This is a genomic window from Mucilaginibacter sp. P2_D11 (genome assembly GCF_056404435.1).
This window is the reverse complement of sequence record NZ_JBFUEA010000001.1, coordinates 49552-66886: the sequence shown is the minus strand read 5'-3', so window position 1 is coordinate 66886 and position 17335 is coordinate 49552. Positions and strand designations below refer to the sequence as shown.

Annotated in this window: 10 protein-coding genes; all 10 read right to left on the bottom strand. The window is 49.3% G+C overall.

The features are described 5' to 3' along the window. Nucleotides 1-108: 108 nt before the first annotated feature. A complete protein-coding gene (locus tag AC1DXC_RS00270) occupies nucleotides 109-2385 on the bottom strand; it encodes a GH92 family glycosyl hydrolase (protein WP_477457116.1) in 2277 nt (758 codons plus the stop codon). Between the two features lie 115 nt (nucleotides 2386-2500). Next, nucleotides 2501-3163 (bottom strand): SGNH/GDSL hydrolase family protein, encoded by a 663-nt coding sequence (locus AC1DXC_RS00265; protein WP_477457115.1) that lies wholly within the window; start codon nucleotides 3161-3163, stop codon nucleotides 2501-2503. Between the two features lie 233 nt (nucleotides 3164-3396). Then, nucleotides 3397-4575: a DUF4185 domain-containing protein gene (locus AC1DXC_RS00260; RefSeq protein ID WP_477457114.1), complete on the bottom strand. Its 1179-nt coding sequence runs from the start codon at nucleotides 4573-4575 to the stop codon at nucleotides 3397-3399. Between the two features lie 27 nt (nucleotides 4576-4602). Beyond that, a complete protein-coding gene (locus AC1DXC_RS00255; protein ID WP_477457113.1) occupies nucleotides 4603-5769 on the bottom strand; it encodes a prolipoprotein diacylglyceryl transferase in 1167 nt (388 codons plus the stop codon). 220 nt (nucleotides 5770-5989) lie between these two features. Next, the gene (locus tag AC1DXC_RS00250; protein WP_477457112.1) at nucleotides 5990-9115 is read right to left on the bottom strand and encodes a SusC/RagA family TonB-linked outer membrane protein; all 3126 of its coding nucleotides are present in this window, start codon (nucleotides 9113-9115) and stop codon (nucleotides 5990-5992) included. A 38-nt stretch (nucleotides 9116-9153) separates the two neighbouring features. Then, nucleotides 9154-10869, bottom strand: a complete 1716-nt coding sequence (locus AC1DXC_RS00245; protein WP_477457111.1) for a RagB/SusD family nutrient uptake outer membrane protein — start codon at nucleotides 10867-10869, stop codon at nucleotides 9154-9156. Nucleotides 10870-10896: 27 nt separating this feature from the next. Beyond that, complete coding sequence (locus AC1DXC_RS00240) at nucleotides 10897-13989, bottom strand: SusC/RagA family TonB-linked outer membrane protein (protein WP_477457110.1); 3093 nt, start codon at nucleotides 13987-13989, stop codon at nucleotides 10897-10899. A 96-nt stretch (nucleotides 13990-14085) separates the two neighbouring features. Next, nucleotides 14086-15087: a DUF4961 domain-containing protein gene (locus tag AC1DXC_RS00235; protein ID WP_477457109.1), complete on the bottom strand. Its 1002-nt coding sequence runs from the start codon at nucleotides 15085-15087 to the stop codon at nucleotides 14086-14088. Between the two features lie 31 nt (nucleotides 15088-15118). Beyond that, on the bottom strand, nucleotides 15119-15556 hold the full coding sequence (locus AC1DXC_RS00230) for a DUF5004 domain-containing protein (protein ID WP_477457108.1): 438 nt from the start codon (nucleotides 15554-15556) through the stop codon (nucleotides 15119-15121). Between the two features lie 18 nt (nucleotides 15557-15574). After that, nucleotides 15575-17314 (bottom strand): RagB/SusD family nutrient uptake outer membrane protein, encoded by a 1740-nt coding sequence (locus tag AC1DXC_RS00225; RefSeq protein ID WP_477457107.1) that lies wholly within the window; start codon nucleotides 17312-17314, stop codon nucleotides 15575-15577. Between the last annotated feature and the right edge of the window lie 21 nt (nucleotides 17315-17335).

Below are 17335 nucleotides of genomic sequence, written 5' to 3'. Positions count from 1 at the left end.
TAAATTAACCTAAATGTTTTGCAAGTACCAACCCACGGCTCCTATTTTACGGAAAACCATATTTTTTTCACAGATTTTTAAAGAAAAACACCGAAAATACTCCGGTAATTACTGCGGTTTACTCAACGAAAACGGCTTATCCCCGGGTGCCAACCCGCGGGTTAAATTAGGCTTGTCGCCCATTTCCAGATGTAAAACGCCACCGTTCATGATGTCTGTTTGGGTGATAAAATTATGCGTATAGGGCTTGCCGTTCAAGGTTGCCGATTGGATGTACACATTTGTTTTACTGTTATTATTGGCCTCTACAATGAACTTATTGCCGTTCTCCAGCGCAATCGTCATCTTGGGGAACAGCGGACTGCCGATGACATATTGGTCTGTACCCGGGCAAACGCTGTAGAACCCTGCCGCGCTCAAAACGAACCATGATGACATCTGGCCCTCATCCTCATCGCCGGGGTAGCCGTTCTCGGTAGCGTTGTACATCTTGTCCATCACTTCGCGCAGGTGCATCTGGGCTTTCCAAGGTTGGCCGGCGTAGTTATACATATACAACATGTGGTGAATAGGCTCGTTCCCTTGCGCAAACTGCCCCATTTTGAACTCGGCCATCTCCGTCATCTCGTGGATAACCTGGCCGTAACCGCCCACTTTGATGGTACCCGGCTCGCTGAATACCGAATCAATCTTGGCAGTAAAATTCTTATCGCCTCCCATCAGGTTGATAAGCCCCTGTGTATCATGAAAAACCGACCAGGTCCAATGCCAGGCGTTGCCCTCGGTGTAAGGGCCGCCCCAATCCATCGGGTCGAAGGGTTCTATCCAATCGCCCTTGGCATCCTTGGCACGCATAAAGCGCGTCTTCGGGTCGAAGAGGTTTTTGTAGTTATACATCTGCCTGGCAAATACATCTTCGTAAAATTTATTGCCGGTTGCTTTTGCCAATTGGTAGGCGCAAAAATCGTCGTAGGCGAATTCCAGTGTCCAGGCGGTAGCGCCTTCGGTTTGTTTGGTGTAAGGCACAAAGCCGTTCGCATAGTACTCTTTCCAGCCGGGGCGGCCATTGGCACTTCCCCATGGGCCCTTCTTGGTGGCCTCGTGGTAGTATGCTTCGAGGGCCTGCTTCGGGTCGAAACTGTGGATGCCCTTCATCCAGGCATCGGCCAGCAGCGATATGGAATGATTGCCCAGCATCCCCCCTGTTTCACCGGGGAAGGACCATGACGGTAGCCAGCCGCATTGCTTTTGCGCATCCAATAGCGCCTGCACCAGTTGCCCCTCCATTTTGGGGTGCAGTATGGTATTCAGCGGGAATTGCGCGCGGAAGGTATCCCAAAAACCATTATCGGTGTACATGTACCCGTCATGTACCTTGCCATCGTAGGGGCTGTAGTAATAGGGCTTGCCATCCTTACCGTATTCGAAAAACTGGTGCGAAAACAGGTTCGCGTGGTACATGCACGAGTAAAAGGTGGCCTTCTCTTCCTCGGTACCACCCTGTACGGCCATGCGACCAAGCAAGGCGTTCCAAACTTTATCGGCAGCTTTGCGCGTATCATTGAATGATTTATAACCGCCCAATTCGGTTTGCAAAGTAAGCGCAGCCTGATCGGGGCTGATATAGGAAGAAGCTACTTTGGCCTGTACGACATCGCCATCTTTAAATTGCAGGTATGCGCCAATGCCCTCACCCTCGGCGGTTTCGTTGCCGACTGTAGTAGTATTTTTCTTATTTTCCCAGGTGCCGAACGCGGTAAACGGCTTATCGAAAGTGATAACGAAGTAATTTTTGAAGCCCTGCGGTGCCCAGCGGCAGTTGTTTACATAGCCGGTAATGGTGCGTGTTTTGGGGTCGATGCTCACCATGCTCATTTGGGTGTAGCCATCAAGCACCAGATATGAGCCCGCGCCCTTCGGGAAGGTAAATCGCAAGTGCGCGCCACGCTCGGTGGGCGCCATTTCGGTGGTGATGTTGTTATCCAGCTTTACCTTGTAATAGCTGGGCTGCGCAATTTCGTTATCGTGGCTGAAAGATGCTGCACGGTCATCCTCATTTACCACCAGTTTGCCGGTAACCGGCATTAATGAAAAAACCGCGTAATCATTTACCCAACTGCTGCACTGGTGCGATTGCTGGAAACCGCGTATCTTCTTTTCGAAATACTGATATTTCCAGCCGTCACCGTTTTTGCCGGTCTGAGCCGTCCAGGTGTTCATGCCGAAGGGCAGCGAGGTAGCCGGATACGTGTTACCGTACGAAAACTCGTATTTCGTGTTGGTTCCCTGCCTTGTGTTTACGTATTTAACCAGGTTAATGTCCTGTGCCGAAAGGATATTGGTGCTGAATAAAAAAACTGCGCAGCTATATAGGATTTTCTTCATCGTCGAATGTTAATTTTTCCGGCAAAGCCAAACCGGCAGCCAATTGAAGCAGATTTAAAAAAGGGAGGCGCTTCCGCCTCCCTCTAAACCAAAAATATAAACCAAAACCAGTACTCTATTTTATGAGCGACTGATACATTAAATCAGCCACTTGCTTATTGCCCTCGGCGTTCAGGTGCACGCCATCAACGGTGAGGATGCCTTTATCCTTGTTTTCGGGATTGTTCTTTACGCTATATTCGTGGAATATCTTACGGAAATCAATCAGCCCGCAATTGTTTTGCGCTGCAACATCGCGGATGATTTGCGAATAGCGATTAAGGTCGCCATCCAGCTCGTTGCTGAAATCTGTTTTTTCGCCCACCGAAGCCGGGGTGCAAATGGTAACCTTGATGCCTTTAGCCTGAAATTTTTTGATCAGCGCAGTATAGAACTTGCCGAATTTATCCCAATCGGTACCAGTACCGAAGAGGCGCTTATGCCATACATCGTTCACGCCTACCCAAATTACCACCACATCCGGGTTCTTGGTCAACACGTCATCTTCGTAGCGCAGGTACAAATCATATATCTTGTTGCCGCCTATGCCCGCTCCTGCGGTTTCGTAGTCGCCCGCTTTGCCGTTGTCCTTCAGCTTCTGTTGGAACAGTGTGATGTAGCCATCGGGCCTTACGCCGTACTCGGTAATAGAATCGCCGAAGAATACGATTTTAGTGGGCTTTTGGGATTGAAAACTGCACATGACAACAACCATGGCAAACAGCAACATTTTCTTCATTTCAGTTTAATTGGAGGCAAATGCTAAATTGATTTAGCTAAAGTATTGATTATTTTTTAAGTTGCAAATTATTTTAAAAAAATGTCTGAACTCGAATTTTTCGTGTTTAAATGTTTTTTCAAGGCACTCAAGAGGGCTACGCCGTTTAAAGAATTAGTGGAATTTTTGGAATAGGACTAATCAATTCTGGAAATTCTTTAATTCCATAAAATTCGAGTTCAGATTAAATAAGACTACTCAAATTTCACCCTGATAAACCTGGGCCTGTAGAGGTTCGGATGCACATTAAGATCTTTGATAAACTCAACCGAGTTGATATTATAGCTGATAATCAATTCGCCGGGGGCTGATAAGCTTGGATGCGCTTTGGCGTTGTAAACCACGAAGGTTTTTTCTATCAAGTCGGGTCTGCAGTCCCACAATTTAATGATGGGGCCAAACGGCCCCACGGGGCTGGCACCTATTCGCATACCTACCGTAGTGCTCATGCCGCCATGCTGGAAAACAAGTGCATACCGTCCGTCCGGCAGGGCAGAGAGGCTAAGTTCATTAGATACGCCATCGGTAATATTGGCTGCCCTGGTTATATCGTTCACCCAGTTCGCGCCATCCCAAAACGTCCATTTACTCATATCTTCGAAATCAGCCGGCAAAACACGTGCGACCATCAGGTTTTTGACCATGCCGCGTACACCATAAGTATAAATATAGCCATCGGGTTTAGGCGCACCCGCTGCTTTGGTGTTCACATAAACGCCCGCGCCAAAAGAGCCAATATCGTCTTTCCCTTCCAGCAGGTATAAGTGCGTGTCCATCTGCTTTAGGTTGCGGTAAGGCGGCTTGCTGCCCGCAGGTATCTTTATCAATGTATTACCTACTTCCCTAAAACCAAATGCACCGCTGCTTACATTACGCACCCGGTAACCAAAAATATAGGTAGCGTGGTTCGCCTCATTTACAAAGCCATCGCCCAGCCAATAGTAATCGGTGCTATCGGTTTTTGGCGTTTTGGGGATGAATATAGATTCGGCCTGGCCTTTGGCATCGGTATCCCAATAAAACTTCATTTTATCCGCAATAGGCTGATTTCCATTCAGAATGGCTACAGAATTATGTATCATTTTATACCCCGGTGCCATGGTATTGTCGCGTATTTCGCCAATCATACTATCGCTGAAGATGAATAGAATCTTATCTTTCGCGCCGGCTTGCTTCCCTTCTACCCCGCTAAACGGGATAGTATAAATACCATCGCCGCCAAACCACCCCTTATCGCGCTTTAGCAAGGCCGACCATTCCGGCGCCTCTGTCACCGTGAATTTAATATCGGTAAGGTTTACAAGCTTCGTTTGAGCCTTGCCATGGTGCATGGCGCAGCAAATCATTATACACAACAGCGCAAGCTTTCTCATATCGGGGAAGGGATAGTAATCAATTGGTTATGCAGTTATTTTGGGCGATATGTAACGTTTAAAGGCTATGATGGCCAATCCCGCCAGGCCGCCTAACAGCATCAAGCCGCCAATTAGTTCTGCTTGCGTAAAAGTAAGGCCTAAATAGCTGTAATAAAAATTTATGCGGATATGTTCTATCAAAAACCGTTCGCCGCCGTTAAGTATGAGGTAGATGGAGAACATCAGCCCCGGTATATTTATCTTTTTGCGGAAAGCCCACATCAGCCCGAACATACCTATGCACAGCAGCAGTTCGTAAAGGGGCGTGGGGTACACGCCCTGCACCAACTGGCTGCAATAATTGCCGGTGCAGCCGGGGATAGATACCCCCGCGTTGATGGAATTATGTGGGTACTTAAAGCTCCAGGCCCAATCCGGCAACCAGCTGAGCCAGTGCGGTTTGACATGATTATTGATGATACCCCAATCGCCATCACCGGATAGTTGGCAGCCGATGCGACCGATGCCATAAGCCAGCATCATGCCAGGCGAACCGATGTCTGCCAGGTGCACCTGTTTCATGCCGTGGCGGTAGCCGATGTACAGGTAAGTAAGCGCACCGAATATCAGTCCGCCATAATAGGCAAAGCCGTTTACCGAGAACAGCACGCCTAAAGGGTTGTAAATGAACTGGTCGAGGTGCTCGAGGGTATCGAACAGCTTGGCGCCGATGAAGCCAAAAAAACCCACGCTGAAAACAATGAGCCCCATCAGCTGATACGGATGGCGAACCTGTTCAACAACCTTAGGTTCAGGTAATTGCTGCTTCTTTCGGTCAAAATAAATCCAGAGCGCAAAGCCGAGGCCAGCTATCATACCGCCCGCCAGGCTTCCTTGCAACGATGCCAGATACCCCCGGGGATCAAACGCGAACTTGCTGTAATTGAGCGCTATGCCAATTGATTTGAAGCCGAATGCAAAGCCCAGCAAGAAATTTACGGCGATATCTAAAACCGTAGCAGGCTGACCCACAAGCACTTTACGCTTAAAAGCATGGATTTTCCCGTTCGCTTCGTACCGTTTAAACTCCGATGTAAAGACCAGATAAGCCCCAAGAAAAGCCAGCGCGATAAACAGTCCCAGCGTTTGTATAGGGAACGTGAACCTTACATTAAAAACGTAATATACCAAATCGCCTATGGTTGGGAACATGATGCTAATGTATAAAATAACCGCTTGATAAGGGGCGGCCCGAAGTGCACAAAACGCAGAAAAAGCACTATTTTACTTGCGTTTATTTCCGTGTTTTTGCTACAATGCGATAAAAAAAGGTACAAAATGCTGCCTTTTTTGCATCCGGATGAGTCCTAAAAACAGCAAAGGGCCAAAACCGTTACCGGCCCTGGCCCTGCTGCCTAAATTTCAATCAAATTTAAAAGCCTATCTGTACGCCCAGGTTTATTACGCGCTGGTTGATGTAGGCATCGCCGGCGGTGTTTGTAGATATCTCCGGGTCCTGCTGATACTTGTTGTAGTTATCCCAGGTGAACAGGTTGTATGCACTCATGTAGATACGCGCATTGTTTATTTTAAACGGCAGCAGCTTAGTTGGCAACTGGTAGCCTATATCCACGGTTTTTAAACGGATGTAGTAGGCATTCACCAGCCAGTAATCGCTGAAGTAAGCCGACGGACTATTGATAGATGTTGGGTTAACACCCAACCTTGGGAAGTTGGCCGTAGCTGCCGTCGCCGGTGTCCAGCGCTCCTGGTGGATTGGCTGGAACTGGCTCTGGAACGGCTCAATACCCGTACCTATTACCGCGAAGCTGTAGTTGAACGATCCCTGGAACAGCACGCTTACGCTGAAGCCTTTGTACACCGCCTGTAACGATAAGCCCAGGATGGTATTGGGCAGGTTGGGTTTACCAATGTTACGTTTATCGAATACATTGATGGTGCCGTCGCCGTTCAGATCCTCGTAGCGCAAATCGCCTGGTTGCAGTGGGATACCGTTATCGGGTACGGCAATAGGGTTGCCGGCGTTAGAGCCGTTGTGGGCCGGGTCGGCTTTGTAGGCAGCAATGGCGGCGATATCAGCAGCGGTATAGTAACCCAAAAAGTGGTAACCCTGCTGTTGGCCAATTGGCCAGCCGGTTTGTGCCAGCCACGGATAAGCGGGTGCCGCTTCGTCTTTATCCAATATCTTGTTTTTTGCGTATGAGAATACCAGGCCGGCATTGTACTGCACTTTGCCTGCATTGCCATGGTAGCTTATGCTTCCGTCGATGCCCTGGTTTTGGGTACGGCCGATGTTCACAGCCGGCAAACCTACGCCCAATACCAATGGCACGCTGCCCGGCGTAATGAGCTGGTTGTAGCGTATATCGTGGAAATAATCTATCGTTACCGATACCTTATCTTTCAGGAGGTTCATATCCAAACCTATGTCGAGCTTTTTGGCGCGCTCCCAAACCACATCGTTGTTGCCCAATGAACCTTCAAAAAGCGTTACATAATTTTGTTGCGATTGGCCAAAGTTGTAGCCACCTCCCCTGTTATACACCTGGTTGTACACATAACGGTTACCCGGCGCAGCATCAGAACCAACCAAACCGTAGCTGGTCCTCAGTTTAAACAAGCTGAACACAGGCAATGCTTTGGCAAAGAAACCTTCCTTGACCAGATTGTAACCTAAACTCACGGCCGGGAAAATACCAAAACGGTGATTGGCGGCAAAACGGTCGGTACCATTATAGGCCACGTTCACATCTATCAGGTACTTTTGCTTATAATCGTACCCTACCCTGCCCGATGTTCCCCTGAATTTCTGCGGAACGCCCACAAGTTCGCCGCTGAGGAAAGGGTTAGCAAACAGCGTATTGGATGTTTGGTTAAACAAGGCAAGGGCTGTGATATGATGCGTATTGCTAAAGGTGCGGTCGTAATTCAGGTACACCTGCAGGTTATAGTTGTTGGTGTTGATATCGGTATTACCGGTAAGCCCGTAGTTCTGGTAAACGTAGGTAGCACCCGGGCGCAGCGCATATTGATTAGTAACCGGGTCATAATGGTACGCCGGGATACCCTCGTTAAATATCTGCTTGGTAAACTGCTCCACGCTGGAGTAAGCTATGCGGCCGGTTAACGATAAACCATCGGTAATGGCATCCAGCTTCTGCGTAGCACCAAACAGGAAGTTGAAATCTGTACGGCGCGAGTGCTGGTAGCCGCCGGTAGCCAACCTGGCGTTCAGCGTAGGCAGATGATCTGGATTGAAGGACGAATAAGCGTAGCTGTACGTGCCGTTCGGGTTGATGTAGGGCGCGGTAAAAGGCGTTTCCTTGGTGAAGTTGTATATCTCTCCTACGGCGTTCTGATTGTAGGGCTGGTTCAAATCGCTGAAACGGGTGGTTACATCCAGGCGCAAATCAAGCGTTTTGTTTACCCGTAAATCTAAGTTGGAACGGAAGTTATACCTGCGGAAATAATAGTTGGTGTTTACCAGGGCCTGCGGGTCGGCAAAATCGCGCACCAAACCGTTCTGGTTCAGGGCACCGCCCGATATAAAGTATTTAAGCACGTTGGTACCTCCCGATATATCGAGGTTGGTATTGGCCTGGTAGCTCTGTTTCTTGAATATCTTATCGTACCAGTTCACATCCGGGTGGCCGTAGGGGTCATCGCCGGTTTTGAAGTGGTTAAGGTCTGCCTGGGTAAAGCTCTGGGGGATGCCATCGTTCAACTGGGCCTCGTTTATCAGCGTAGCTGCATCGTACGAGTTGAGGAATTTTGGCGTTTTGGTAGGCTGCGCCATGCCGCCCTCTGCCCTGATGTTTATCTTGGGCGTGCCGCTTTTGCCACGGCGGGTGGTTACCACCAATACACCGTTAGCGCCTTTAATACCGTAGATAGCCGTGGTAGATGCATCTTTTAATATAGAGATGCTTTCTATTTCGTTCACGTTTATCTGCTGTAGCTGATCGTAGTTGTATTCAATGTCATCTACGATGATGAGTGGTTTGTTACCATCAGAGTTTAAAGAGCTTACGCCGCGGATGTAGAAGTCTGATGCATCCTTGCCCGGCTGGCCCGAGCCCTGTTGCGAGAAGAAACCCGGCAGCTTACCTGTAAGTGCGTTTTGTACGTTGGCGGTTGGCACGGTGCGTATTTCGCCTGCGGATATGGAACTTACCGCACCGGTGTTGGTGATACGTTTACGTGTACCATAGGCCACTACCGATACCTCATCCAAACCGTTGGTGCTGGTTTGCAGGATAACATCTAAGGCCTGGCCGTTGTGCACTTTTACCTCCTGGCTGATGTAGCCTATAAAGCGGATAACAACTACACCGCTTTGCCCTTTGAGGGTAAGCGTGAACTTGCCGTTAACATCGGTAATGACACCGTTGGTAGTCATCCCCTTTTCAACTACCGATACGCCCGGCAACGCGCCCGATATATCGCGCACCTTACCCGTAATGGTTGTGTTTTGAGCATACAAAGCCACCGGAAGCAATGTTAGTATGATTTGAAAGAAAAGTATTATTTTTCTCATAGCTGCTTAATTAATTGGTTTAATTGATCTTTCAGGTATTACCATCCGGGGTTTTGTTTCATATTCGGGTTCTTCTGCACCTCATCATAAGGTATAGGGTACAGGTACATCTTAGGCGACACAAACTTGGTGGCAAGCACGTTCACCGGGTTATAATTCAGGCTGGTGCCTACTTTGGTTATGCTTATGCCGGTACGTGGCTGGTTCATCAGGGTTTCGGCAATCTTCCAGCGGCGGATATCCCAGTAGCGGCTCTCTTCAAAGGCAAACTCTATGCGTCTTTCGTTTTGGATGGTGGCGCGCATTTCCTCTTTAGTCATGCCTGCTTTTAAGCCGTAAAGGCTGCCGGTGCCTGCTGCTATGCCTGCGCGTTTGCGTATGCTTATCAGGGCGTTGTACACTTCGGGCGTTGCCCCTACCGATTCGTTAAGCGCTTCGGCGTAGCCTAAAACCATATCCGCGTAGCGCAGGATAATCCAGTCTGAACTGTGCGAACTGTAGTTGGCGGTAGTTTCGAAGTTGCCCATAAACTTGCGCATATAGTAACCTGTTTTGGTTTGCTGCAGTACGCCGTTCGGTTTGCTTTGGCCGCCCTCGAAAGTTTGGATAGAAGTATTGAGCCACTGCGAGCCGTTGTAAATTACGTTGTAAGTAAGGCGCGGGTCGCGGTTGGCGTATGGGTTATTTACATCGTAGCCCGATGCCGCATCGGTTATAGCCAAACCGTTATTCATCGGGAAAGCATCTACCAACTGCTGGGTTGGGCTGGTTTGGCCCTTGCCTGTTGCACCGGTAAAGCCTATAGGGCCGTTAGCGGTTTCGATGCTGTTGTTATTGCCACTCTGGCGGAAAAACAATATTTCGGGGTTATACTGGGTGATAAAAACATCTTTGTAATTATTCAGTAGCGCATATTTGCCCAGATCCATTACATCTTTGCAGGCAGCAGCAGCGGCGGCCCAACGGCCGGCATCGGCAGATGCATAACCGGTAAGTGGGTTGCTGCCATCAATATTACCGCCGTTGAAAAGCGGGCTTGCAGCATAAAGCAGCACTTTGGCCTTCAATGCCATGGCTGCGCCTTTAGTGGCGCGGTGGCTATCGGCCTCGGGGCTTGCCGGGTTGGTAAGCGGGTAGGCGTATAACGAGCCTTGTATGGCATCGCATTCGCTAACGATGTATTTAACGCATTCATCGAACGAATTACGCGGCAACGATACATCATCGGTAATAGTCAATACTCTATCGCCCATCAACGGCACGCCGCCGTAACGTTTTATCAGTTCGAAGTAGAAGTAGGCCCGCAGGAAACGCGCTTCGGCCTTCCAGACGAATTTTTGCGATTTACCGTTGTACTGGCCCAAAACCGGCACCACGTCAATATTGTTCACAAACTCGTTTGCCTGGCGTATGCCTGCGTAATAAGTACCCCACAAATTCTCGTCGGCAGGGATGGTGTAAGAGTTGTACGATGCGGTAGACAATACCGTAACCAGGTTGCTTGGGCCCGATGCCGATGAGATGGCGTCGTCGCTGGCGGCATCCAGGTAATCGCCGCCCACGCGGTTATGGCCATTCTTCATTACAGAGTATATGCCGTACAGGTAATGCTGTGCGTTTACGCCCGCCGAATCTTTGCTATCGAATATCTTATCGATACCCACCTTATCCACCGGGAACTGCTCGTATTTTTTGCAGCCGGCAATGGCCAGTACCAGTATCAGCGCCGCTATAATATTTTGATGATTTTTCATGATCGTATTTTTTATGATGGCCAATGATTAAAGCTTAACGGTAAAACCTGCGTTCACTACCCTTTGTATGGGGTAAGCCCCGTTGCTCACTTCCGGATCTATGCCCTTATAGCCATAAAACGTTACTAAATTCTCGCCGTTGGCAAACAGCCTCACGCCCGATAGCCTTAATTTTTTTACCCAGCTGAAAGGCAAATCATAGCTCACCTGCGCATTCTTTAGCCTGATGTAATCACCCGAGCGTACATACAGGCTACTGTAAGCCGTGTTGTTGGCGTTGCCTGTGGTTAAACGTGGCAGCGTAGCGGTTGCGGCGGTCTCAGGCGTCCACCGGCCGGTTAGGTTGTCTACGCCCTGGCCTGCTTGCGTAAGCCCCAGGAAACCAATACCTGCAAAACCGTTAACTGTAGAGTTATCGAACAGGAATTGCCTGTTCTTTATCCCTTGTACCAGCATGCTGAAACCGAAGCCTTTGTAGTTGAAGCCCAACGACCCGCCGTAGAAGATGAGTGCTTTGCTGCCGCCTATGTTGGTGATATCGAATTGGTTGATAATACCGTCGTTATTCAAATCAGCATATTTTACGTCGCCTGCCTGGGCAGTGTAACCTGTAGTAGTAGCGCTTGCGGCTGCATCCTGTGCGTTGGCAAAAAAGCCAAGCGCCTTGTAGCCATAAATTGCATTTGTTGATTGGCCCGTATGGCGCAGCCATGGGTAAGGCGTTGGGGTTTCGTCGCTAAATACGTTTTTAGATTGTTGTATAGAGGCGTTGCCCGAGATGAAGTAATTGAAATTGTTGATGTTGTTCTGGTACGTCATGGTAAGCTCGGTGCCGGTATTCAGCACCACGCCAATGTTCTCTGCCGTGTAAGGCGTACCCAGCAGCAATATGCTGCGGCCGCGTATCTGTAGCAGGTTCTTATAGCGGTCGTGGTAGTAATCGGCAGCAATGCTCAGGTGGTTATCAAACAAGGCGATATCTGCACCGATATCTATCTTATCCGCTTTCTCCCAGCTGATGAGCGGGTTGGCCAGCGCGTTGGCAAAAATGCCCTGCACATCGCCGCGGCTTGTACCTGTGCTGTACTGGTAGCCGTTTGGCGAGCTATAGGTTTGGATAAAGTTGTAGTAGCCAAAGTTATCTACGTTGCCGTTACCGGTAAGGCCGTAGGTAGCGCGCCATTTCCATGAGGTAATAAAGCTGAGGTTATCTTTGATGAAATCTTCTTTGCCCATTTGCCAGCCCAGGCCGCCTGCGTAAAACACGCCGAACTGCCTGCCCGGCGCATACCTGCTGTAGCCGCTGCGGTTTACCGCGCCCTCTACAAAGTATTTGCCATCGTAGCTGTAGCCCGCTTTAAAGGCCTCGTTGGTAGTGGTGGCCGTTAAATCGAAGTTGAGGTTCATGCTGCGGGTATCGTACAGCAACTTGCCGGTGAAATTGTGCTTACCGAAGGTCCTGTCGTAATTCAAAGCCAGCTGGCCGTAGAAGTAACGCGCGCTTGACAGGCTGTTGAAATTGTTCACCTGCGCCGATGGAGAGCCAACACCCGCATAAGTATTATCGGGCTTAATTAAGAACGAATTGTTTTGCAGCGACCTGTTTAAAAGGCTTTGAGATGATAGCGCCAGGTTGCCCATGGCTTTACCCGATAAGCCTTTTGTAACGCTGCTCATATCGTAGTTAAGATCAAGGTTGGCCAGCACATCGTTGCTATTGGTGCGCATATAACCAGAGTATTCTGTTTGCGCTAAAATATTGTTGTTGTAGGTAGTGGTACCCGCAAAAGAACCATCGGGGTTAAGCACGGGGTAAGCATTATTGGGCGTAGAATAAAGGGCGCCGAGGATATTGTTATACCCCGCCCCAGGCTGCGTTGCCGATTGGATACGACCGAACATCTGCAGATCTACCACTAATTTTTTGGTCACATTAACCGTTAAATCTGTATTGATGATGTAGCGGTTAAGGTTGAGGTTGGTGTTGTAGGGTACATCTGTCGCAGTCTTGAACATCCCGTTCTGGCTAAGGTAATTGAGCGATACGCTGTAGCGGGCAATGTTGTTGCCGCCGTTTACGTTCAGTTTATAGCTGGTCATGGGGGAGTTTTTGCGGAGGACGGTGTTGTACCAGTTTACGTCCGGGTGGCGTATAGGGTCGCTGCCATCGCGGTAGGCGGCAAAATCGGCTGCGCTGTAAATCGGCAGTTTGCCATCGTTCTGCAAGGCTTCATTATACAAGTAAGCGTATTGGTAAGAAGGCAGCGGGTTAGGCAAGCCCAGTGGTGTTTGCGATGCGGTTTGCGCGGTAAAGGATATCCTTGGCGCACCGGCCTGCGCACGTTTGGTGGTAATCAATATCACCCCGCGCGAGCTGTTCTGGCCCAGCAGGATGCTTGATAAGCCGTCTTTTAAAACAGATACCGATTCGATGCTCTCCGGGTCGAGGGAGGAAATCTCGCGCTGTACGCCATCTATGATGGTTATAGGCGCCTGCCCGCGAAGCGATACGAAAAACTCGGTATTATCATTTGCCTGGTAGTTGTTGTGCAATACCACGTTGCCAATAAAATCGGCCTGGGTTTGGCCGGTAAGTTGCGGGTTGCTGAAACCGCTGCGTTGCTGCGTGTACAAACCCGCCAGTTGCCCCGGCAAAGCGTATGTATATAGCGACGCAGGCGTGCTGGTTAATTGGTTGGTGTAGATGGTTGAGATCGCACCAAGGCTCTTATCTGCATCGGCCGTGCCGTACAGCACATTTATTTTGGCAGGTGCTTTAATGTAAGTATCTATCAGCCTTATGGTAAGGTCGGTGCCTTTAAAACGGGCCTCGCGAACGTTGTAGTTTGCGGCTTTGAATACCAGCGTACTGCCCGCTGCAGCACTAAGTTCAAAGTGGCCGCTTTTATCGGTGCTGGCGGTATCTGCTTTGCCCTTTACAGCAACCTTTACGCCCTTTAGCGGATTGCCGTACTCATCAAGCACAAGCCCACCGGCCATACCCGGGCGGGTACCAACCCTGGCGGTGGTATCCTGCTGCATGGCATGGCCGGTTGTAGCCAGCGCCAGCGTCAGTATTACCAAAGCCGTAAAATATTTATTTAAGTAGCAATTAGCCATTGTATAAAGTTTAAATTGTTGGCAAAAAATATTATATCGTTTAAGCCTGGGCACACTATGGTCTTTGATAGGGCCCCTGCTATGGTCAAAAACTGGTTATCCGCATTTAAATGTGTACACAAATGGCGCATCGGTATTACCATAGCCTACCCTGTTGGTGCCTGCCTTGTTGGTAATATGGTATTCCATCTTTATTATCGTCTGCGCATCGGTGGTTTTGAAAAAAGCCTTTGGCCAAAACGTTATCTGGTACCTTTTGCTGGTGGCAGTTGTTTGCCTCATCAAGGTTTTGGCAGTTTGCTCGCACACCACTATGGTTTTACCATCGCTGGTGTAGGCGGTTGCACACAGGTAAACTTCAGGCTCGTTGCTTACCGGTGTGTTTACTACCGCACCATCAAAGGTTAGCGTCACGATATCATTATCCAATGATTTTGGCGGGTCTAAAACGGTTAGCTGCGGGTTGCAAAAATCTATCAGGTCGCCGGTTCCGCCGGTTACTTCAAAGCAATCGGTACTCCGTTGGCTGTAGTAGGTACCGTTTCCATCGCTGGTGAAACCGTTGCCTGTATCAGTAATTACGTAGCCTATTTTCACCAGTGTGTTGTTGCCATCGGCACCAACTTTCATCTTAATATTCAGGTCGCCGGTAATGGTGTGGCCGCCCTCGTGGGCATAAGGCTTATCGGTTTGGAAGGCTACCCATTCCATATCATCTATCAGGTTGCCGGCCAGGCCAAATGTGCGTTTCATATAGGCCGACCAGGTTAAGCCGCCGCCTTTGGTAGGTAAAGAACCATCGGGTATCAGGCTCATGGTACCATTGCCAAGGGGGCTGGTGTAGGTAATGGTAGTGTTTTGCGCGGCTTTCCATCCTTTTGGTACCAGTATGCCCAGCACCAGGTAATCGGGCCCGCCGTTACCGGCAGTGGGTATGTTAACATGCACCGTAACAGGCAGTATATCGCCGGCTTTCGCAGTGGAGGGTTGGTCTATCCCGCTAATCTCCTCGCCGCAGCAGGCCAGTGCTATGCCTATGATCAGGCAGGCGCACATCCTCCATAAATTTTTGCCTTTTATATGTAAATATTGTCTCATAATCTCTCTTTATTCGGTTTAAGGCTGCTGGTTAATTGGTTTTTTGGAGCACGTACACGTACGAATTATTGGTACAGCCCGGGCTAAAGGTTAAACTTAGCTGCCTTTTGCCGTTCACTATGGGGTAGGTAAAAGCAGTGGCTACGGGCGTTTTACCTGCGGCGGTAAAGGTAATTTTGTATGGGTACTCCGGGTCGTCCAACGCGAAGGTGCCGTCCTGCTCTACCAGGAAAGGCATCTTGTTCACCAAAGCATAGCCGGTTGAGGTAAAGTTTATCTTAAAACCACTAAAATCAATGATGGCGGTAAGATCGGTACCGTTACGGGTGGCCTTTATCACCTGCCAGCTGCCGGCAATATCTTTTAATGCTTCTTTTTGCGGCAGCACCTTTTCGGTTCTGCAGGCTGTGGCCAATACTGCAACTACCATCACCAGCAGCAGTGTTTTTATTTGGTATATCCTTTTCATATTATCTTTTGATGCTTATTAATAACCAGGGTTTTGTATCAACTCTTCAGATTTAGCCACCTCGCTTTGAGGTATGGGCCATAAGTACATCGCCGTGCGGAAGTTGCGTTTACGCACCGGAAAAGTGGTGTAAGTTACCGCAGCGCCTGTACGGTTAACCTCCATGCCCATGGTTTGTATATTGTCGGTTACATCGGCAATTTTCCAGCGGCGCACATCCCAAAAACGTTGCTCTTCAAAGGCAAGCTCTATGCGCCTTTCATTGCGTATTGCCTGGCGCATTTCGGCCTGGCTTAAGCCCACGGGCAATTGATAAGGGCTAAGGCCCGCACGCTGGCGTATAGCCTCTACGGCAGCATAAACCAGGTTGTTAGGGCCCTCGTATTCGTTGGCAGCTTCGGCGTAGCTCAATAGTATCTCGGAGTAGCGAATGAGCGGTAAAACACGATCGGTACGATGGATGAAATCATTGGCAACCGCGCTTGGGGCAAGCATTTTATTGCCGTAGTAGCCGGTAACGGTACCCCTGTGCACAGCATCGGGGCCGGTGGGTACGCCATTGAAGGTACCCTGGTAAATATTAACCGGCGACAGCCCTGAAGAAAGCCTGTTTTGCAGCTGTGTTTGATCGCGGATGACGGTAAAATCCAAACGCGGGTCGCGGCCGGCGTAGGGGTTTTGCGGATTATAGCCGGATGTTGGGTCGGTTATCAGCTTGCCATTCTTCATGGGGAAGGCATCAACCAAACCCTGTAGCGGGAACGCGCCATACTGACCCGTACGCGATGGCGGCTGGTACAAAGCCTCCAGATCCACATTGCCCGTGCCGCTCATGTACTGGAATATGTATTCGGTATTGAAACGCATGGTAAACACATTTTGGAAACCGATGCCGGGCGTAGAATTATCTGTATAAAGCGTGTAAGCGTTCAGGCTTATAACGGCAGATGCCGCATCCCGAGCCGCTTTCCAGCGCTCTTTGTTTTCTGATGGATAACCTAAAACATCATCGTTTTTGGTGCCGCTAAGCCTTTGGCCGTTAAACAGCGGACTGGCGGCGTATAATAATACCCGTGCTTTTAAAGCCAAACATGCCCCTTTTGAAGCGCGACCGTAGCTTACGCCGGTTTGTGTAGCCGGCAGATCCTGCGCGGCCGCATCCAGTTCAGATACGATGTAGTTTACGCATTGCTCGTAAGTATTACGGGCTGCGGGTATCTTATCGGTATAGTTATAAATACTATCGCCCACCAGGTGGATGCCCCCGTAATGCTTCAGCAATATGGCATAGTACCATGCCCGTAAAAAGCGCGCCTCGGCTTTCATCTGTGTTTTAGTGAAAGTATTGATGGGCGATTTTGGCAGGTTTTTAAGCAACTGATTTACTGCCCGGATGTTGGTGTAAGATTTGCGGTAGGCATCATCCGTAGCTACAGCTGCATTGATGGTGCCGGTTTCCCAGGCCAGCGCGGTTGACCCGCCCGAGTTAAAAACCTCCGCCTCGTCTGAAGCGGCATCCAACCCGCCATTGGGCGTGCCGAAGCCATAAGTAAAGCGGTTGGCCGCGAAACTGAAATTCACGTTGGCATAAATGCCCGCCAAAAATCCTACGGTGTTGGCGCTATCCTTAAATACGGTTTCTTCGGTAAGGTTTGTTGTGGTGGTTTGCCCCAAAAAGCCATCCTTTTTGCAGGATGCCATGAGGATCAACAGCAGGAAAAAGGAATACGCGACAAACTGAAAGTAAAATTTTTTCATACTATAGGGTTATTATAACAA